This is a genomic window from Bradyrhizobium sp. STM 3566, assembly GCF_045571445.1.
Taxonomy (GTDB): Bacteria; Pseudomonadota; Alphaproteobacteria; order Rhizobiales; family Xanthobacteraceae; genus Bradyrhizobium; species Bradyrhizobium vignae.
The window spans coordinates 5,276,255-5,294,694 of the sequence record NZ_CP120692.1; the positions used below are offsets into that span (position 1 = coordinate 5,276,255).

At 65.6% G+C, this 18,440-nt stretch carries 15 protein-coding genes and 2 pseudogenes; 11 read left to right on the top strand and 6 right to left on the bottom strand.

Annotated features, from left to right (window positions below):
• Position 1: 1 nt before the first annotated feature.
• Positions 2–1,150 carry an amidohydrolase gene (locus P6U27_RS25340; protein WP_129144801.1) on the top strand — a complete coding sequence of 383 codons (1,149 nt, stop codon included), beginning with the start codon at positions 2–4 and terminating at the stop codon, positions 1,148–1,150.
• 1 nt (position 1,151) lies between these two features.
• Here the strand turns inward: P6U27_RS25340 and P6U27_RS25345 are convergent, their stop codons facing one another.
• Positions 1,152–1,367, bottom strand: coding sequence for a hypothetical protein (locus tag P6U27_RS25345; RefSeq protein WP_122404441.1), 216 nt, complete (start codon positions 1,365–1,367; stop codon positions 1,152–1,154).
• Positions 1,368–1,455: 88 nt separating this feature from the next.
• Between P6U27_RS25345 and P6U27_RS25350 the strand changes: the two genes are divergently transcribed.
• The 4 genes and pseudogenes from P6U27_RS25350 to P6U27_RS25365 all read left to right on the top strand — a co-directional run bounded on the left by P6U27_RS25350 (position 1,456) and on the right by P6U27_RS25365 (position 5,705).
• Positions 1,456–2,178: a DUF72 domain-containing protein gene (locus tag P6U27_RS25350; RefSeq protein WP_407192767.1), complete on the top strand. Its 723-nt coding sequence runs from the start codon at positions 1,456–1,458 to the stop codon at positions 2,176–2,178.
• A 227-nt stretch (positions 2,179–2,405) separates the two neighbouring features.
• Positions 2,406–3,830 (top strand): sodium:solute symporter family protein, encoded by a 1,425-nt coding sequence (locus tag P6U27_RS25355; RefSeq protein ID WP_122404443.1) that lies wholly within the window; start codon positions 2,406–2,408, stop codon positions 3,828–3,830.
• Positions 3,827–5,026, top strand: a complete 1,200-nt coding sequence (locus P6U27_RS25360) for an exo-alpha-sialidase (RefSeq protein ID WP_407192768.1) — start codon at positions 3,827–3,829, stop codon at positions 5,024–5,026. Before P6U27_RS25355 ends, P6U27_RS25360 begins: the two co-directional genes overlap by 4 nt.
• Positions 5,023–5,705: pseudogene (locus tag P6U27_RS25365) on the top strand (SDR family NAD(P)-dependent oxidoreductase). The gene P6U27_RS25360 and the pseudogene P6U27_RS25365 overlap by 4 nt, the downstream one beginning before the upstream one ends.
• A 33-nt stretch (positions 5,706–5,738) precedes the next feature.
• Here P6U27_RS25365 and P6U27_RS25370 read toward each other — a convergent pair.
• The 3 genes from P6U27_RS25370 to P6U27_RS25380 form a co-directional block, all read right to left on the bottom strand.
• Positions 5,739–6,926: a CaiB/BaiF CoA-transferase family protein gene (locus tag P6U27_RS25370; RefSeq protein WP_129144797.1), complete on the bottom strand. Its 1,188-nt coding sequence runs from the start codon at positions 6,924–6,926 to the stop codon at positions 5,739–5,741.
• Positions 6,927–6,994: 68 nt separating this feature from the next.
• Entirely contained in the window at positions 6,995–8,650 is a 1,656-nt protein-coding gene (locus P6U27_RS25375) for a copper resistance D family protein (protein ID WP_129144796.1), read from the bottom strand.
• A gap of 7 nt (positions 8,651–8,657) precedes the next feature.
• Entirely contained in the window at positions 8,658–9,020 is a 363-nt protein-coding gene (locus P6U27_RS25380) for a copper resistance CopC family protein (protein ID WP_122404447.1), read from the bottom strand.
• Positions 9,021–9,367: 347 nt separating this feature from the next.
• Here P6U27_RS25380 and ftsH point away from each other — a divergent pair, with 347 nt between their 5' ends.
• On the top strand, positions 9,368–11,209 hold the full coding sequence (gene ftsH / locus P6U27_RS25385) for an ATP-dependent zinc metalloprotease FtsH (RefSeq protein WP_129144795.1): 1,842 nt from the start codon (positions 9,368–9,370) through the stop codon (positions 11,207–11,209).
• 56 nt (positions 11,210–11,265) lie between these two features.
• On the opposite strand, the gene P6U27_RS25390 is transcribed toward ftsH, so the two are convergent.
• Positions 11,266–11,949, bottom strand: a complete 684-nt coding sequence (locus P6U27_RS25390) for a GntR family transcriptional regulator (RefSeq protein ID WP_122404449.1) — start codon at positions 11,947–11,949, stop codon at positions 11,266–11,268.
• Between the two features lie 123 nt (positions 11,950–12,072).
• Between P6U27_RS25390 and dctP the strand changes: the two genes are divergently transcribed.
• The 5 genes and pseudogenes from dctP (at position 12,073) to P6U27_RS25415 (ending at position 17,940) form a co-directional block, all read left to right on the top strand.
• Positions 12,073–13,092, top strand: coding sequence for a TRAP transporter substrate-binding protein DctP (gene dctP / locus P6U27_RS25395; RefSeq protein WP_407192769.1), 1,020 nt, complete (start codon positions 12,073–12,075; stop codon positions 13,090–13,092).
• Positions 13,089–13,646: a TRAP transporter small permease gene (locus tag P6U27_RS25400; RefSeq protein ID WP_129144793.1), complete on the top strand. Its 558-nt coding sequence runs from the start codon at positions 13,089–13,091 to the stop codon at positions 13,644–13,646. The genes dctP and P6U27_RS25400 overlap by 4 nt, the downstream gene beginning before the upstream one ends.
• Positions 13,643–14,998 carry a TRAP transporter large permease gene (locus tag P6U27_RS25405; protein ID WP_407192770.1) on the top strand — a complete coding sequence of 452 codons (1,356 nt, stop codon included), beginning with the start codon at positions 13,643–13,645 and terminating at the stop codon, positions 14,996–14,998. The genes P6U27_RS25400 and P6U27_RS25405 overlap by 4 nt, the downstream gene beginning before the upstream one ends.
• A gap of 17 nt (positions 14,999–15,015) precedes the next feature.
• Positions 15,016–16,167, top strand: a pseudogene (locus P6U27_RS25410) (malonyl-CoA decarboxylase); the annotation flags it as partial.
• Between the two features lie 252 nt (positions 16,168–16,419).
• The gene (locus tag P6U27_RS25415; RefSeq protein ID WP_129144790.1) at positions 16,420–17,940 is read left to right on the top strand and encodes a malonyl-CoA synthase; all 1,521 of its coding nucleotides are present in this window, start codon (positions 16,420–16,422) and stop codon (positions 17,938–17,940) included.
• Positions 17,941–18,051: 111 nt separating this feature from the next.
• On the opposite strand, the gene P6U27_RS25420 is transcribed toward P6U27_RS25415, so the two are convergent.
• On the bottom strand, positions 18,052–18,387 hold the full coding sequence (locus P6U27_RS25420; RefSeq protein ID WP_122404455.1) for a hypothetical protein: 336 nt from the start codon (positions 18,385–18,387) through the stop codon (positions 18,052–18,054).
• Positions 18,388–18,440: the final 53 nt, after the last annotated feature.

The window sequence follows — 18,440 nt, forward strand, 5'->3', positions numbered from 1 at the left end:
CTTGTCCCCCGAACTCCACCAGAAACTGACCGCGTGGCGCCGGCACCTGCATGCCCACCCCGAATTGTCGCTCCAGGAAAAAGCCACAGCCGCCTTCGTGCAGGACAGGCTCGCCGAGCTCGGCATCCCCTTTGAAGCCAACATCGGCGGGCACGGCATCGTCGCGACCTTGACGCGCGGGCACGCCCGCAGCCGGGTGGGCCTGCGCGCCGACATGGATGCGCTGCCGATCACCGAGGACACCGGCCTGGCCTACGCTTCAAAGACATCGGGCGTGATGCATGCGTGCGGCCATGACGGCCATACCGCCTCGCTGCTCGGCGCAGCAGCACTGCTCGCCGCCGACGCCGACTGGAGCGGCACGGTCGATTTCATCTTTCAGCCGGCCGAAGAAGGATTCGGCGGCTCGCGCGCGATGGTCGCGGCGGGGCTGTTCGACCGCTTTCCAATGGAGCGGATATTCGGCTTCCACAACTGGCCGGGCCTTGCCGCCGGCACCATCGCGGTCCATGACGGTGTCGTCATGGCCTCCGGCGGGCGCATCACCATCACCATCGAGGGCCATGCCGGCCACGCCGGCATGCCGCATCTGACGCGCGATCCGGTGGTGGCCGCTGGCCATTTGATCGTGGCGCTGCAATCGGTCACCTCGCGCGGCGTCGATCCGCTCGACACTGCCGTGCTGTCGCTCTGCACCATCGAAGGCGGCACCGCGCCGAACCAGATCGCCGGACGCGTCACCATCCGCGGCACGCTGCGGTACCACCGCGAGGCGGTCAAGGGCACCATCCTCGATGGCATCGAACGCACCTGCGCGGGGATTGCGACCGGCTTTGGCGTCAAGGTCACGCCCGAGATCGTCATGGGCGTCGGCGTCGTGATCAACACGCCGGCCGAAGCGGAGCTCGCGCGTATCGCCGCGGAAAAGGTGCAGGCGCCCGTGCGGCGCGACCTTGCGCCCAGCATGGCCGGTGAGGACTTTGCCCACTTCCTGCAGCAGCGGCCGGGCGCATTCGTCTGGATCGGCAATGGCGAGTTACGCGAGGGCGCCGAGCTGCACGGCCCGCGCTACGATTTCAACGACGCGATCCTGCCGGTGGCCTCCGGTTGGATGGCTGAGGTCGCCAAGACGGCGCTGGCCTCGAACTAGCTCACGAGATCTCGTGTGGCAGCTTCCAATCCGGCCGCGGCTCGCAAACCTCGTCCACCCGCTCGACATGATAGCCGGCGGGCAACAGGTGGCCGCCCTCCTCGTCCGCGACGGGGACGTCGGTCACGAGGCCCTCGATCAAGGCGGCTTCCCACACCTCCTTCTCGGTCGGAAAGGGATTGCCGATCTGCTTGTTGCCTTCGAACAGCGCGTACATCGGTTCCTGTCCTGCGTTGATGCCCAGAGCAACGTATCGGCCGCACGGACGTTCCCTCCGGCAAATGGCAACGGATGGCACGTGAGCGATGGCGCGCGTTCTGATCGGAACCTCCGGCTGGCACTATGCCTCGTGGCGAGGCCCGTTCTTTCCCGAGGGCGTGACGCTGAAGCAGCAGCTGCGCTACTACTCCGGGCAGTTCGACACCACCGAGCTGAACGGCGTGTTCTACCGCACGCCGACGCCGGAAGCGGTGAAGGGATGGCGCGAGCAGACCGGCCCCGATTTCGTGTTCGCCTGGAAGGCGTCGAAATTCATCACGCACTGGAAGCGCCTGTCGGACCGCTCGGTCAACAGCCTCGAGCTGCTGGAGGACCGCATCTCGCGGCTCGGCGGTAAGGCCGGCCCGATCCTGTTCCAGCTGCCGCCGCAGTTCGAGGCGAATGCGGACCGGCTCGCGTCCTTCTTCAAGCTGTTGTCACGGAAGCGGCGCTACAGCTTCGAATTCCGTCATCCGAGCTGGTATCAGCCGCGCATCCTGCGGATGCTGGCCGACGAGAATATCTCGCTGTGCCTGTCCGATCATCACGATGCGCCGGCGCCGTGGAAGCGCACCGCGGATTTCGTCTATGTGCGCGGACACGGGCCGAGCGGGCGTTATCACGGGCACTACACCAAGGCCATGCTGACGCAATGGGCGAAGCGCATCAAGTCGTGGAAGCGGCAGGGCTGCGACGTCTACGTCTATTTCGACAACGACCAGAAGAGCGCAGCGCCGGCCGATGCAGAGGCGTTGAAGCAATTGCTGTAGCAGGCGGACGCCGGCTCGCCACGCAACCCGGCCTTCCCTTGGACCAAGCAAACGGAATCCCGCTGATCGCACGCCTGCCGGGCGGCCCCGCCTCAGCGCGCTTGACGCATGTTGTCCGGGAAGGTCTAATGGGGACAAAGAACAATTGTTCGCATTCCGAACACCGATCCAGTCGGATACAGCGGGCTCACAACACCGCGTCCGCGTCACCAGAGGAAACGTCAACGATGCAAGCCATCCTCAACGGCGAGAGCACGCTCATCGTCACGATGATCGTCGCCTATATCGCCTTCACGTCCTGGCTCACGCTGAAACTGCGCAGCCGAACCAGCGATCAGTTCATGACGGGCGCGCGCGCAATGCCGGCCGTCGTCGTCGGCGTGCTGATGATGAGCGAATTCGTAGGGGCCAAGTCGACCGTCGGCACGGCGCAGGAGGCCTTCCAATCGGGCATCGCGGCAGGCTGGGCCGTGCTCGGCGCCTCGATCGGCTTCTTGCTGTTCGGGCTGTTGATGGTGAAGAAGCTCTACAATTCCGGCGAATACACCATCTCGGCCGCGATCGCGCAGAAATACGGCAAGTCGACCATGCTCACGGTATCGGTGATCATGATCTACGCCCTGCTGCTGGTGAACGTCGGCAACTACGTCAGCGGGGCAGCCGCGATCGCCACCGCGCTCCATGTCAGCCTGCCCGTCGCGATGTGCATCATCGCATTCGTCAGCACCTTCTACTACGTGTTCGGCGGCTTGAAGGGCGTCGCCTGGGTGACGATCCTGCACAGCGCCATCAAGGTCGTCGGCATCCTCATCATTTTTGCGGTGGCGATGTCGCTGACCGGCGGGATTGCGCCGATGCAGGCCAAGCTGCCCGCCTACTATTTCAGCTGGGACGGCAAGATCGGCTTTGCGACCATCTTTGCCTGGACCTTCGGCACGGTCGGCGCGATCTTCTCGACGCAGTTCATCGTCCAGGCGATCTCCTCGACGCCGAGCGCCGACGACGCACGCAAGGCGACCTTCTATGCTGCCGCGTTCTGCCTGCCGCTCGGCATCCTGCTCGCGCTGGTCGGTGTCGCCGCGAAATTCCTCTATCCCGACATGAACAGCCTCTACGCCCTGCCGGTGTTCCTCGAGAAGATGCCGCCGCTGGCCTCGGCCTTCGTGACCACCTCGCTCGTCGCCTCGATCTTCGTCAGCGTCTGCACGGTGGCGCTCGCGATCGCCTCGCTCGTGGTGCGCGACTTCTACGTTCCATACTGGAAGCCGACGCCGGAGCGCGAGCTGAAGATGACCCGCGTGTTCTCGGTGCTGATCGGCATCGTGCCGCTGGTCTTCGTCTTCTTCGTTCCGGAGATCCTCAAGCTGTCGTTCTTCACGCGCGCGCTGCGCCTGTCGATCACGATGGTGGCGATGATGGGCTTCTATCTGCCGCTGTTTGCCAGCAACCGCGGCGCCACGGCCGGGCTGATCGGCGCGGCGGTGTCGACCACGGTCTGGTACCTGCTGGGCAACCCGTTCGGCATCGACAACATGTACGTCGCCGCCGCGACGCCATTGATCGTGATGGCAATCGAGCACCTGGTGCTGGGCCGCTCGCCCAGCGCGCGGGCGGCGCAACGAAATGCCCTGATGGAAAGGACCTCGACATGATCGCCGACATGGAGATCGTCGCCGATGGCGTCGTCCGCGCGGTGGCCGGTGATCCCGAACGGTTCGACGCCTTCATCCCCTCGCCTTGCGTCCAGAACCACGCCGCCAATCTCATGCCGCTCGCGGGCGGCGATCTGGCTTGCGTCTGGTTCGGCGGCACGCAGGAGGGTATGTCGGATATCTCCATCTATTTTTCACGCCTATCCCGCGGCGCGACACAGTGGTCGCCTGCCGAAAAGCTCTCCGATGACACCGGACGTTCGGAGCAGAACCCGGTGCTGTTTCCCGCTCCCGACGGCACGCTGTGGCTGATGTGGACGGCTCAGCTCGCCGGAAACCAGGACACCGCGCTGATCCGCCGCCGCCTCTCGCGTGACAATGGCAAGAGTTGGGGCTCGATCGAGACGCTGTTCCCGGAGCAGCGCGGCCGCGGCACCTTCATCCGCCAGCCGGTCGTCGTGCTCGACAATGGCGACTGGCTACTGCCCGTGTTCTATTGCCACAGCACACCGGGCCGGAAATGGAACGGCGACGAGGACACCAGCGCGGTGAAGATCTCGTCGGATGCCGGCGCGACCTGGCGGGACGTCGACGTCCCCGGCAGCCGGGGCTGCGTGCATATGTGCGTCGCGCGCCTCGACGACGGCTCGCTGCTCGCGCTGTATCGCAGCCGCTGGGCCGACAACATCTATCAGAGCAGGTCCGTCGACCACGGCAGCAGCTGGTCGGCGCCGGTTGCGACCGCGCTTCCCAACAACAACTCGTCTATCCAGTTTACGCGTCTCGTGAACGGCCATCTCGCACTCGTGTTCAACGACTCGAGCGCCAATGACGCAACCGGGCGTCGGCTCTCGCTCTATGACGAAATCGAAGATAATCTGCCACCGGTCCTCGCCGCCGACGGCAGCACGGCGAACGGACGCACCGCCTTCTGGGGTGCGCCGCGGGCACCGATGACGCTGGCGGTCTCGGCCGACGGTGGACGGAGCTGGACCAGGCGCAACGTCGAGACCGGCGATGGCTATTGCATGACCAACAATTCGCGCGAGCAAAGCAATCGCGAGCTGTCCTATCCGTCCATCAAGCAGACCGCCGACGGCGCGCTCCACATGGCGTTCACCTTCCACCGCCGCGCCATCAAATATGTGCGTGTGACCGAACCATGGGTGAACGCGCGGCGCCCGGGACTGAGATGATGCACATGCGGCCTCACGCTCTCGTCACCGGCGCCAGTTCGGGGATTGGCGCTGCGATCGTCGAGCGGCTGCTGCGCGACGGCTGGCGCGTCACCGGGATCAGCCGGCGGCCCGGTCTGTTGGAGCATCCGGCCTTCGATCATGTGTCGCTCGACCTTGCCGACGTCAGGGCCATCGCGGACACCGTCGCGGGCATCGCGCCGACCGCACTGGTTCATGCCGCCGGGATGCTGAGGGTCGGTCAGCTCGGGTCGCTCGATCACGAGGCGGGAGCGGCGATGTGGCGGCTGCATGTCGACGTTGCCGAGCGTCTCGCCGACGCCCTGGCACCGCGCCTTCCACAGGGCGGGCGCATGTCTTCATCGGCAGCCGAACCGCATCGGGTGCGCCCGGACGCGGGCAATATGCCGCGACGAAGGCGGCGCTGATCGCGCTGGCCCGGTCCTGGGCAATGGAGCTTGCACCGCGTGGCGTCACGGTCAACGTGGTTGCGCCGGCTGCGACCGAGACGCCGATGTTGGAGAATCCCTCGCGCGCTGATGTTGCACCAAGACTGCCGCCACTCGGCCGTTACATCCGCCCCGAGGAAGTGGCCGGCGCAGTCGCCTTCCTGCTCTCGGCCGAAGCCGCCGCCATCACCGGACAGCAGCTGGTCATCTGCGGCGGCAGCTCGCTTTGAGCGCCCGCCATCCCAGAGCTTGCACCCTGATAGCTAGATAATGCCGCCTCGCCGAAGCGCCGCGATCGCCGCCTCGTCATAGCCGAGCTCGGCGAGGATGAGATCGGTGTGCTCGCCGAGTGTCGGCGGACGCGTTGCGATGTTGCCCGGCGTTTCCGACAGCCGCACCGCGGCGCGGGCGACCGGCGCCTGTTTCGGCAGGCCCGGATAATCGACGTCCTGCATGAAACCGGCGGCGCGGATGTGCGGATGATCCAGCGCCTGTTGCGGGCTGAGGACGGGACCGGTCGGAATCATCGCTTGGCCCAGCGCGTCGACGGCTTCCTGCGTGGTGCGCTCGGCGCACCAGCGCGCCATCCGCTCGCTGATGATGCGGCCGTTGTTTCCGCGGCTGATGTCGTCGGCAAAGCGCGGATCGTTCAGCCAAAGCTCCTCCTCGCCGATCAGCCTCGCCCAGCGCTTGAACAGCGGATGGCCGGTGACCTGGCAGAGCACCCAGCCGTCCTTCGTGCGGTAGATGTCGGCCGGCGCTGCGGTCTGGCCGAGATTGCCGGTCGGAACGCGATTGACGTTGATCACCGCCTGCTCGATCAGGCTGGCATTGGTGAAGGACAGCGCGGTTGCGAGCAGCGCGCCCTCGACGATCTGCCCGCGTCCGGATTTGCCGCGCTCGATCAGCGCGGCGAGCGTGCCGAACGCGCAATGCAGCGCCGTGCCGAAATCGACCCAGTTCACCGCGGCCCGATACGGCGGATCGCCCGCGCCCGTCATGTAGACCGAGCCCGACATCGCCTGCCCGACGCCGTCGAAGCCGACGCGGTCAGACCAGGGGCCCGGCCCGCCGAACGCAGTCGCCGTAGTCAGGATGATGTCCGGCTTGATCGCCTTCAACGACTCGTAATCGAGCTTCATCGCGCGCAGGGTCTGCGGCGGCAGATTGGCAACCACGACGTCCGCGGTCGCGATCAGGCGGCGCATCACCCCCTGGCCTTCCGCCTTCATCGGATCGAGCGTGATGCACTTCTTGTTGCGATTGACTTGGAGAAACAGTGCGCCCTCGCCGCCTTCGCCCACCGGCGCCACGAAACGATCCTCGCTGCCGTCGCGCTTCTCGACTCGGATGACGTCGGCCCCGAACTCCGCCAGCAAGGTCGCGCAATAGGGCCCGGCGATGTAGCGCCCGAAATCGAGCACGCGCACGCCCTCCAAAACTCCTCCCATCGGCCTCTTCCCCGGTGTTTTGATCAGATTACAGGGAATGGTTGCCACGGCAAGATGGCAGCGGGCGCTCAGGCTTCGCGGTAGTCCAGCAGGACGAGCCCGACCAGGACGAAGGCGACTGGCCAGATCCACGCCGCGACCTCGCGGACGCGACCGTCGAGACGCAATTCGAGCCAGCGCGCCCAGCCGGCAGCGATGCCGCACAGCGCCAGCGGTGTGTGGCTCATCTCGATCAGCAGCTGGTCCTTGATGTTGGCGATGGCATGGGAATGCGTGAGCAGCAGCGCACCACCGAGCGCGGTCGTCAGGGGAAACACCAGCGCTGCGCGTCCGGCCTTGTCGCCGCGCAGCCGCACGCGCCATTCGAACAGGCCGAACGCGGCGATCAGCAGCACGAAGATCCGATGCTGCGCCACCTCGGGATCACGAAGCGACTCGAAGAAACCGGCCGGCCCGAGCGGCCAGGCCTGCTCGTCGGCGCGGAGGAACAGGAAGGCGGCCATCGCGAGAAACAGCAGCGGCCAGTGCCTCGCCCAGCGGCCCCAGCGAAAATGCTCGATCAAGGCGAGCAGCCCGATCAACACCACGAAGACGCCGGCCCAGTGATGATTGTACTCGGACCAGGCGATGTCCTCGGCGTTGCGCGGCAGGATCGTGCCTTCGCCGGGAACGTAGGCGGATGGCGCGCTGCTGCGCCCGGCATCGGACACGCTGATCCTGGCCTGGAGCTGCGCGATGGTCAGCTTGTCGTAGTCCGGGCTGGTCAGGCGCGGCGGCCATTGCGGCGTAGCGCGCTCGACGATCTCCTGCCAGTTCAGGCGATCGCGCGAAAGATCGACGCCGGGCGGCAATGACGTCAGCGACGCAGCGGCGAGCAGAACGGTGAGACCGATGCCGACCTCGACCTCGGCGAAGCGCTTGAGGCGGAGGATGGGCGTTGCGGCGTCGCGCCGCAGCCGCTCGACCAGGAAATAATTGCCCGCGCCAAGCGCGAGCAGCATCAGCAGCAACCCGACCTTGGCGAGGGTCATGACGCCATAGGCGGTGCCGTAGATCGCCTCGATTGAGCCGATGTAATCGAAGGCCATGACGAGACCGCCGCCGACGATCGCCGCGACTGCGGCCATGGACATCAGCGAGTAGCGCCGTGCGATGAGACGCCAGTCGGAAGGCGACTTGCAGCCGTTCAGCGCGATCAGGAAATAGGGAAGCCCGCCGATCCATGTCGCGGCGCCCAGCATGTGTCCGGCATCGGACAGGAGCAGCGGCCAGCTGACGACCGGCCGGCTCGCCGCGTGGGTCAGCCTGGTCTGCATCGCGAGCGCGAGCAGCGCAAGCGCGAGGAGCGCAGCGGATCGCAGGGCCTGCGCGCGACCATTCGCCAGTACGGCAAGGCCGAATGCACATATCGCGATGACGAAGTCCGCCCGGCCGAAATCGGCGGTGACAGCTTCGCTCCAGGGCACCTGGAGCGTTCCGACCAGCGCGGCGGTATTGAGGCCGAGCGAGGCGACGGTGAGGATCGCCCACGCGAAGGCGCTGGCCTTCAGCACCGTCAGGCATTTCTCCTCGATCGAGAGGCCGAACACGGAGAGCTGCGGCTGCAACGGCCCCCACAAAAGCATCTGAAAGGCGAGACCGCCGAGTGCGAAGGATTGGGCGATCAGGATCAGGCCGCGCAGGACGACCGACAGATAGCCGAAGATGTCGAGAAACAGGTACAAGGTGAGGTCAGTGAACGATGAACGGAATGTCGCCGCGCGTGATGTGTCCGTCGACGCTCAGCACCTGCCAGCGCAGGTGCCATGCGCCACTGGAAAGCCGCGCCGCCTCGGCCTTGAGCTCGTCGGCCGGCGCATCGGCCGCGGGCGTCAGCGCCTGCGCGGCGCCGTTCGGAGCCAGCAGCGTCAGCTTGGAACGGGCGCGATCGATCCGGCTGTTGAAATGCAGGCTGATCGCGACCGCATCGCCCGATACGGTCGCACCGGCCGCCGGCGAGGACGACACGATGATGGCGTGTGCGCAAGCTGCGTTCGGGTCGGCTAGACACCAGATGGCAGATAGAAGGATCGCGATTCGAACGAACACGCGCATGATTGCTCACTCGCTGCCGGTAGCCGTCTCGCCACCGCACCGCCCGCCGGCGCGTGGTCCGTGCCTATGTTGGAACCGGGACGCCCTTCGCAAGGGCGCGCGAGCGCCAACCCGGTTACAACCCGCGGAAAAGCACCGGCTGTTGCCGCTGCGACACACCGGCTGCGGCGGCTGAGCAAGGGCCCGGCCTGCGCCTCTCACCCCAAGCGCACTGGCGTATCCGGAACTGAAGGCAGCAGGAGAAGTTTTGTCGATAACGATGCAGGTCCGGCCGCGTACCGGGCCCGAGCGCGCAAAAATGCGCCTCGACGCGGCGCGGCCGCAACACGATCGGATCTGGCTCTCGCATGAACAAGAATATCCGTTTCAATCTTGGATATGCTGTGGCCGCGATCTTCGCGGTCTTCTTGATCCAGTATCTGATCTCCACGGCGCACCAGACCGCCGTGATCCCCTACAGTGAATACCAGCAATTGCTGCGCCAGGGGAAAGTCGATGCCGTCGGCATTTCCGACCGCACCCTGCAGGGCACACTGAAGGAGCCGCTGCCCGGCGGCCAAAAACAATTCGTCACCACGCGCGTCGATCAGGACGTTGCGCAGGAGCTGGAGAAATACAACGTCCGATTCACCGGCCAGATCGAGAGCACGTTTCTGCGTGACCTTTTGTCGTGGGTCATGCCCGTGCTGCTGTTCTTCGGGGTCTGGTGGTACATCGGCCGCCGCATGGCGGAAGGCGGCGGGATCGGCGGTGGGCTGATGGCCATCGGCAAGAGCAAGGCCAAGGTGTATGTCGAATCCAACACCGGGGTCACCTTTGCCGACGTCGCCGGAGTGGATGAGGCCAAGGACGAGCTTCGCGAGGTCGTCGATTTCCTGAAGAACCCGACCGACTACGGCCGACTCGGCGGCCGCATGCCGAAAGGCGTGCTGCTGGTCGGCCCCCCGGGCACAGGCAAAACCCTGCTGGCGAAGGCCGTTGCCGGCGAGGCCAGAGTGCCGTTCTTCTCGATCTCGGGTTCGGAGTTCGTCGAGATGTTCGTCGGCGTCGGCGCCGCGCGGGTGCGGGACCTGTTCAAGCAGGCCCATGAAAAGGCTCCGGCCATCATCTTCATCGACGAGCTCGACGCGCTCGGCCGCGCCCGCGGCATCGGCGCTTTCGCGGGCGGCCACGATGAGAAGGAGCAGACGCTCAACCAGCTGCTCGTCGAACTCGACGGCTTCGATTCGCGGTCGGGGCTCGTCATCCTCGCCGCCACCAACCGGCCCGAAATCCTCGATCCCGCCCTGCTCCGCGCCGGCCGCTTCGACCGGCAGGTGCTGGTCGACCGGCCCGACAAGAAGGGCCGCATCGAGATCCTGAAGGTGCACATGAAGAAGGTGCGGCTGGCGGATGGCGTCGATGCAGACGCCGTTGCAGCGCTCACCCCGGGTTTCACGGGCGCGGACCTCGCCAATCTCGTCAATGAAGCGGCGCTTCTGGCGACACGTCGCGGGGCCGACGCGGTCAGCATGATTGACTTCAACAATGCGGTCGAGCGCATGGTCGCGGGCCTCGAAAAGCGCAACCGCCTGCTCAACACCAGGGAACGCGAGATCGTCGCCTATCACGAGATGGGCCACGCCCTCGTCGCCCTCTCGTTGCCGGGGACCGATCCCGTGCACAAGGTCTCGATCATCCCGCGCGGGGTCGGCGCGCTCGGTTACACCATTCAGCGACCGATCGAAGACCGCTTCCTGATGACCAAGGAGGAGCTGGAGAACAAGATGGCGGTGCTGCTCGGCGGCCGCGCCGCGGAGCTGATCGTGTTCGGTCATTTGTCCACGGGTGCGGCCGACGATCTGCGCCGCGTGACCGACATCGCCCGCAGCATGGTGACGCGCTACGGCATGTCCGAGAGATTGGGCGGCGTCGCCTACGAGCGCGATCCCGGCAACTTCCTTGCCGGCGCCGACCGCCCCTATCCGGCGCGCGAGCGCGACTATGCGGAAGAGACTGCAGCCGCGGTCGATCGCGAGGTGAAGGCCATCCTCGATCAGGTCTTCCAACGCACCCAGGGCATCCTGAACACGCGCCGGCCGATCCTGGACCGCGCCGCGAAGAAGCTCTTGGAGAAGGAGACGCTCGAGCAGAACGATATCGATGCGCTGATCCGGGAGATGCCCAAGGAAGGGCTGCGGGCCATCTAACTGGCGCGCCGCACGGCAGCCGGTCTGCGTCCCAGACCAGATGCTGGCGGCCACGTCTATTTCGCCGTCTGCCTCCTGCTTTCGGCAGGAGATTGGCCGCCGGGTGAAAGGCCAAGGACCATGTCCGAGAACCGTTCGCCTTGCACCAGGACGTGGTCGTGGAGGCGGGTTGCGGCCAGTTGCTCGTCGCCGGCACGGATCGCTTCCAGAATGCCGGCATGCTCCTGCAGCGATTGCAGCAGCCGGTTGCGCGCCCGAAGCTGGATGCGGCGATAGGCACTCAAGCGCTTGTGCAAGGCGAAAGCCTGATCGGCCAGGAAGCTGTTGCGGCTGGCGCGGTAGATCGCTTCGTGGAAGTTGCGGTTGTCGGCGTAGTACTGCTCGCTGTCGCCGTTCCGCGCGGCCGTCTCGCAGGCCCGGTGCGCAGCTTCCATCGCCGCATCATTGTCCGGCGTCAGCCGCCGTGCGGCCAGCCGTCCGCAGGCGCTTTCGATCTCGGCCATGGTCTCGAACATCTCGAACAGCCGGGTTGGTGACGGGACGCTGACAATGGCGCCGCGTCGCGGGCGAACATCGATGAAGCCTTCGGCCCCGAGCTGCAGCAGCGCTTCCCGGATGGGTGTCCGCGACACGCCGAATCGCTCCGCCAGCGAGGCTTCGTCCAAGCGATCGCCGGGCTGAAATTCCCCTGCAATCACAGCGTCTTCGATCGACTGCTTCAGTCTGAAGGCCTGGCTCATTGTATACATCCGATCTCACAGTTCCATACCATACCCTTGACAAAACATACAGCATGCAGTTCATATGGTAATTGTATGCAAGATCAGGAATAAAAAATGCAATTTGGCGACGGGAGGTATGGAATGAGGATTTCGAGACGCCAAGCCCTGGCCCTGGGCATCGCGGCCCCGGCGCTGCTCCGGTTCGGAGAGGCGCGTGCGGCCACGGCCCTGAAGATTTCGCACCAGTTTCCTGGAGGCACCGCAACCGAGGGCGATTTCCGCGACCGGCTCTGCCGGCGTTTCGCGGCGCAGATCCAGGAGCGCAGCAAAGGTGCGATGACCGCCGAGATCTATCCGGGCTCGTCGCTGATGAAGACCAACGCGCAGGTCTCAGCGATGCGCAAAGGCGCGCTCGACATGAGCCTCATCCCGATCTCCTACGCCGGCGGCGATCTTCCCGAGTTGAACATCGGCCTGATGCCGGGCCTCGTCACCGGTTACGACGAAGGCCTCGGCTGGAAGAACAAGCCGATCGGCCAGGAGTTCAGCAAATTCCTTGCCGCCAAGGGTCTCGTCATCATCACCTGGATCTGGCAGGCCGGCGGCGTCGCCAGCCGTGCGCGCCCCCTGGTCGAGGTCGGCGATGCCAAGGGCATGAAGATTCGCGGCGGCTCGCGCGAGATGGATCTCGTGGTGCAGGCTGCCGGCGCCTCGGTGCTGTCGCTGCCCTCCAACGAACTCTATGCGGCGATGCAGACCGGCGCCTGCGATGCCGCCCTCACCTCGTCCACCAGCCTGACCTCGTTCCGCCTGGAGGAGCTCGCCAAGCATCTGACGACCGGGCGAGCCAAGAGCTACTGGTTCATGCTCGAGCCGCTCGTGATGTCGAAGGCGGTGTTCGACCGGCTTTCGAGCGAGGAGCGCGACATCATCGTCTCGGTCGGCACCGAGCTCGAAGCGTTCGGCCGCGCTGCGGCCGTGGAGGACGACGTCCGCGTCGCCAAGGTCTACCAGGCCGCCGGCGCGACGGTGCACGATCTCGACGACAAGACGGTTCAGGCCTGGCGTGAGCTTGCGCGCAACACCGCCTGGAAGGACTACGCTGGCAAGAACGAGAACTGCGCCCGCCTGATCAAGCTTGCCATGGAGGCCGGCTCATGAGCGCGCACGGCATCGATCTCGGCCATTCCGCCGCCGTGCCCGCGGCGCGCTCCGGCTCCCCCGTGGGACGCATCAGCCGCGCGATGACCCTGCTCAACAGGGCAATCGTCGTGCTCTGCTCGATCGCGCTCATCGTCGCGAGCACGATCCTGAGCTACAGCGTGGGCGCGCGCTACTTCTTCAACGCGGCCACCTATTGGCAGGACGAGGCCGCGGTGTTCCTGCTGGTCGGCGCCACGTTCCTGTCGACCGCGTTCGTGCAGGCCGGGCGCGGCCATATCGGCATCGAGGCCCTCACCGGCTATCTGTCGAAACGCGGCAACGCGATCCGCATGCTCGTGGTCGACATGGCGAGCCTGCTGTTCTGCGGCTTCTTCGCCTGGAAATCCTGGACGCTGTTCCACGAAGCCTGGGTCGACGGCCAGGTGTCCGGATCGACCTGGGCTCCGCCGCTGTGGATTCCCTACAGCATGATGTCGCTGGGCATGACCCTGATGACGCTGCAGATCGCGCTTCAGCTCGCCGCGAGCATCGACGCATGGAGGAGCAAATGAGCACGCTTGCCGTCGGACTGATGTATGGTGGTGCGACCCTCGCCGTCATGGCCTCGGGCATGCCGATCGCCCTCGCACTCGGCGCGGTCGCCGTCGTCTTCATGTACTACTTCATGCCCGCCGCATCGCTCGATACGGTGACGCAGAACGTCTACGAGGAGATGGCCTCGATCACGCTGCTGGCGATCCCGCTCTTCATCCTGAAGGGCGCCGCGATCGGCAAGTCGAAGGCGGGACAGGACCTCTACAGCGCACTGCATGTCTGGATGGGCCGCATTCCCGGCGGTCTCGGCATCGCCAATGTGTTTGCCTGCGCGCTGTTCGCCGCGATGGCCGGATCGTCTCCGGCCACCTGCTCGGCGATCGGCTCGGCCGGCGTCCCCGAGATGCGCAAGCGCGGCTATTCCGGCGGCTTCGCCGCCGGCGTGATCGCCGCCGGCGGTACGCTGGGCATCCTGCTGCCGCCTTCGATCACCATGATCCTCTACGCGGTCGCGGCGGAGCAGTCGCTCGGACGCCTCTTCCTCGCCGGCATCGGACCGGGCCTCCTGCTGGTGCTGCTGTTCGCGATCTACGCGGTGCTGAGGTTCAAGGCCGAATACAACGCGGCGCAGCGCGCCTATGCGGCCGATCCGGCGCAGCATCCGATCCTGTCGAATGAGCGCTTCACCATGGCGATGCGGTTCGGCGCGCTGCCGCGCGTGCTGCCCTTCGTCGTGCTGCTCAGCGGCGTCATGATCGCGCTCTATGGCGGCTATGCGACGCCCTCGGAAACCGCCGGCCTCGGCGGCATCCTGGCGCTGGTCCTGATCGCCTCGATCTACGGCGTGTGGCGCCCGCGGGATCTCGGCCCGATCCTGGAATCGACGCTGAAGGAATCGACCATGCTGATGCTCATCATCGGCATGTCGCTGCTCTACTCCTATGTGATGAGCTATCTCCACATCAGCCAGGCGGCGGCGCAGGCGATCGTGGCGATGCAGCTGTCGCGATGGGTGCTGCTGGGCGCGATCCTGGTGCTGGTGGTCGTGCTCGGCTTTTTCCTGCCGCCGGTCTCGATCATCCTGATGACCGCGCCGATCATCCTGCCGCCGCTCAAGGACGCCGGCTTCGACCTGATCTGGTTCGGCGTGGTGATGACGATCGTGATGGAGATGGGCCTCATCCATCCACCGGTCGGACTCAACATCTTCGTCATCAGGAACATCGCGCCCGACATCCCGTTGCGGGACGTGATCTGGGGCACGCTGCCTTTCGTCCTGCTGATGGCGTTCGCGGTCGTCCTGCTCTGCCTGGTGCCGTCGATCTCCACTTTTCTGCCCAATCTGGTGATGGGCGCGCCGTCGCGTTGACCGAGGAGGCATGAACGATGCTGAACGACATCCGATCCGGACGCATTGCGGCGCCCGAATTCCTGCAAGGGCTGATCGACACGTTGACGCAACGCGGCCGCGCGGTTCTCGGCATCAAGCCGGATCGCGATGTCGGCGAGGATCGCGACCTCGAGCTTCTCGGCGAGGCGCTACTTTCCCGGCGCGGCGAAGCCTCCGGCGTTGCGATCGCGCAATCGCTGCTTGCGGCCTTCGAGCGGGCGGCCGAGCCGCAGCGGCTCAAGTTTCTATCCTCCCTCGCCGACCGGTTCGGGCCCGACCGGCGCGCGATCGAGCTCGCGATCGCCGCCTACCAGCGCAAGGAGGGCGGCGACGGGAGCAAACTCGAGGCGCTCCATGCTGCCGCAGAGCCGCGCCGGCAGGAGCTGATCCGGCGCCTCAACCTTGCGCCCGGTGGAACATCGTCGCTGGTGCGGATGCGCGAGGTGCTGCTCGCGCTGCTGCGCGAGCATCCCGAGCTCCAGCCGGTTGACGACGATTTCGTTCATCTGTTCTCGTCCTGGTTCAACCGGGGTTTTCTCGTGCTGCGACCGATCGACTGGACCACCTCGGCCAACATCCTCGAAAAGATCATCAGATATGAAGCCGTCCACGCCATCCAAGACTGGGACGACTTACGCAACCGACTGGAGCCACCGGATCGCCGCTGCTACGCATTCTTTCATCCGCAGCTGGTCGACGAGCCGCTGATCTTCGTCGAGGTCGCGCTGACGAAGGAGATTCCCGGCGCGATCGGCCCATTGCTAGACAAATCGCGCGAGGCGATTGCCGCGCACGAGGCGACAACGGCCGTGTTCTACTCGATCTCGAACACGCAGAAGGGCCTGGCCGGCGTCTCGTTCGGCAATTTCCTGATCAAGCAGGTGGTGCAGGACCTCGCCCGCGAGCTGCCGAACCTGAAGACCTTCGTCACGCTGTCTCCCGTTCCCGGCTTTGCCGGCTGGGTGCGGCGCGAGCTCAAGACCGAGGCCTCCGCCGCGATCGATGAGGAGACGCGACGCGCGCTGGCCGCGCTCGACGACGGCGGCGACATCGCGCAGGCAAAGGAGGCGATCACGGCGCTCGCCGCCTATTACTTCCTGAAGGCGAAACTGCCGTCAGGCAAGCCGGTGGACCCCGTCGCCCGCTTCCATCTCGGTAACGGCGCGCGCCTGGAACGGCTGAATTTCCTCGGCGATGCCTCCGCCAAGGTTGAAGCAATCCTACGGGCTGATGGTGAACTATCTCTACGCGCTCGAGCGCATCGAGGCGAACCACGAGGCCTTTGCCGAGCATGGCACGGTCGTCGCGTCCGACAAGGTGAAGAAGGCGCTTCGCGCGAAACTGTCATCGCGGGACCTCGTTCCCAGTCCTCACACCAACTCGCAACGGAAGATCTCGTCATGACCTCGAACCTGTACGATCGCCTGCTGGCCGGCGCGGCGTCCGACCAATCCATCTGCATCGAGAAGGACGACGGCACGGCGTTGAGCTATGCCGAACTTGCTGCGCTGAACGGCAGGTTCGCAAACTTCCTCGCCAGTATCGGCATCGGCCCGAACCACCGCGTCGCGGTCAAGGTGGAGAAATCCGTCGAGGCGGTCGCGCTCTATCTCGCAACGCTGCGCACTGGCGCGGTCTATCTGCCCCTCAACACCGCCTATACGCCGACTGAGACCGAGTATTTCATCCGCGACGCGCAGCCGACATTGATCGTGTGTGATCCCAGGGAAGAGGCCGAGTTGCGCGCCATCGCCGCCAAGGCGGGCGGCCGCGTCGAGACGCTCGATCACCGCGGCAAGGGTTCGCTCGTCGAAGCTGCGGCAGACTTCCCGGTGCGATTTGAAACCGTCGCCAGGACGACTGACGATCTTGCGGCCATCCTCTACACGTCGGGCACGACCGGCCGCTCGAAGGGAGCCATGCTGACACACGGCAATCTTTCTTCGAACGCCCTGACGCTCGTCCAGGAGTGGCGTTTTTCGAGCAAGGACGTGCTGATCCATGCCCTGCCGATCTATCACGTTCACGGGCTCTTCGTCGCCTGCAACGTCAGCTTCGCCGCACGCGCGCGCATCCTGTTCATGCAGAAGTTCGACGCCGAACGCATTCTGGCAACGATGGCGCGCAGCACGGTTCTGATGGGCGTGCCGACCTTCTATGTCCGCCTGCTCGAGAGCACTGACCTGAACGAGCGAAGCACCGCCAACATGAGGCTTTTCGTCGCCGGCTCGGCGCCGCTTCTGGCCGAGACACACCGGGCCTGGAAGGAGCGGACCGGGCACGCGATTCTGGAACGCTACGGCATGACCGAGACCGGGATGATCGCCTCCAATCCCTATGAGGGGTCTCGCATCGCCGGATCGGTCGGCCGGCCGCTTCCCGCCGTCGAGGTTCGCGTCACCCATCCCGAAACCGGCGCAATGCTCCCCGTTGGCGAGGTCGGCATGATCGAGGTGAAGGGGCCGAACGTCTTTGCGGGCTACTGGAACATGCCGGACAAGACCGCGGCCGAGTTCCGTGCCGACGGCTTCTTCATCACCGGCGATCTCGGCAAATTCGATGCGAATGGTTATCTGCACATCGTCGGGCGCGGCAAGGACCTCATCATTACCGGTGGGTTCAACGTGTATCCCAAGGAAATCGAAACCGAGATCGACGCGATTCCCGGCGTTTCCGAAAGCGCGGTCGTCGGCGTGCCGCACGCCGATTTTGGCGAGGGTGTCACCGCGGCGGTGGTTCGGTCGCCGGGCTCATCGGTCGACGAACGCGCCATTCTCGCGGCACTGTCGGGACGATTGGCAAAGTTCAAGCAGCCGAAGCGCGTCGTGTTCGTCGAGGGGCTGCCGCGCAACGCGATGGGAAAAGTGCAGAAGAACGTCTTGCGCGAACGCTTTGCAGATCTCTATTCCGGGCGGGCGTAGTCCCCCGCGGCGTTTCCCCCTCTGCATTGGGCTGCCGAGATCCTGATAGCGCGACGTCGATGGCGGCGGGCGAGAACCGGGAGGTAGCGATCTCCCGGCCGCTCTACGACCTCAGCTCATGGCAGGCTCTGGACGGTTCCGATCCAGCGGCGTGACATCGAGCCGGATACCGGATGGCCCCAGAACCGGCGACAGCAGCGTATCCACCTTCATAGTCGGGCTGCCCCGTTGCCAGCTCGACCACGGCATCGTGTCCAGGTACGGGATCGGCGGCAAGGCCAGCCGCTCGAAAGTGTCCGCCGCCTTGGCGGCGGAGCTCGAGCTTTCGGCGCCGTAGGCTGCGAAGGGCACGAGGGAGAGGCCGGCACCAACGGCCAAGGCGGCGAGTCGCCGCAGCGTTTTCTGGGTGGCTTCCCCGCGAGCGGAGAAAGCACGATCGTTGATCATCTCATCCTCCTTTCGTTCGAAAACAGATCCAATTGATCAGAACAGAGCACGCG

Coding starts and splice junctions, on each gene's coding strand:
- P6U27_RS25405 (WP_407192770.1), top strand. CDS start 13,643: ATGAGCACGCTTGCCGTCGGACTGATGTATGGTGGTGCGACCCTCGCC.
- P6U27_RS25345 (WP_122404441.1), bottom strand. CDS start 1,367: ATGTACGCGCTGTTCGAAGGCAACAAGCAGATCGGCAATCCCTTTCCG.
- P6U27_RS25380 (WP_122404447.1), bottom strand. CDS start 9,020: ATGCGCGTGTTCGTTCGAATCGCGATCCTTCTATCTGCCATCTGGTGT.
- ftsH (WP_129144795.1), top strand. CDS start 9,368: ATGAACAAGAATATCCGTTTCAATCTTGGATATGCTGTGGCCGCGATC.
- P6U27_RS25355 (WP_122404443.1), top strand. CDS start 2,406: ATGCAAGCCATCCTCAACGGCGAGAGCACGCTCATCGTCACGATGATC.
- P6U27_RS25350 (WP_407192767.1), top strand. CDS start 1,456: ATGGCGCGCGTTCTGATCGGAACCTCCGGCTGGCACTATGCCTCGTGG.
- P6U27_RS25415 (WP_129144790.1), top strand. CDS start 16,420: ATGACCTCGAACCTGTACGATCGCCTGCTGGCCGGCGCGGCGTCCGAC.
- P6U27_RS25370 (WP_129144797.1), bottom strand. CDS start 6,926: ATGGGAGGAGTTTTGGAGGGCGTGCGCGTGCTCGATTTCGGGCGCTAC.
- dctP (WP_407192769.1), top strand. CDS start 12,073: ATGAGGATTTCGAGACGCCAAGCCCTGGCCCTGGGCATCGCGGCCCCG.
- P6U27_RS25420 (WP_122404455.1), bottom strand. CDS start 18,387: ATGATCAACGATCGTGCTTTCTCCGCTCGCGGGGAAGCCACCCAGAAA.
- P6U27_RS25360 (WP_407192768.1), top strand. CDS start 3,827: ATGATCGCCGACATGGAGATCGTCGCCGATGGCGTCGTCCGCGCGGTG.
- P6U27_RS25400 (WP_129144793.1), top strand. CDS start 13,089: ATGAGCGCGCACGGCATCGATCTCGGCCATTCCGCCGCCGTGCCCGCG.
- P6U27_RS25390 (WP_122404449.1), bottom strand. CDS start 11,949: ATGAGCCAGGCCTTCAGACTGAAGCAGTCGATCGAAGACGCTGTGATT.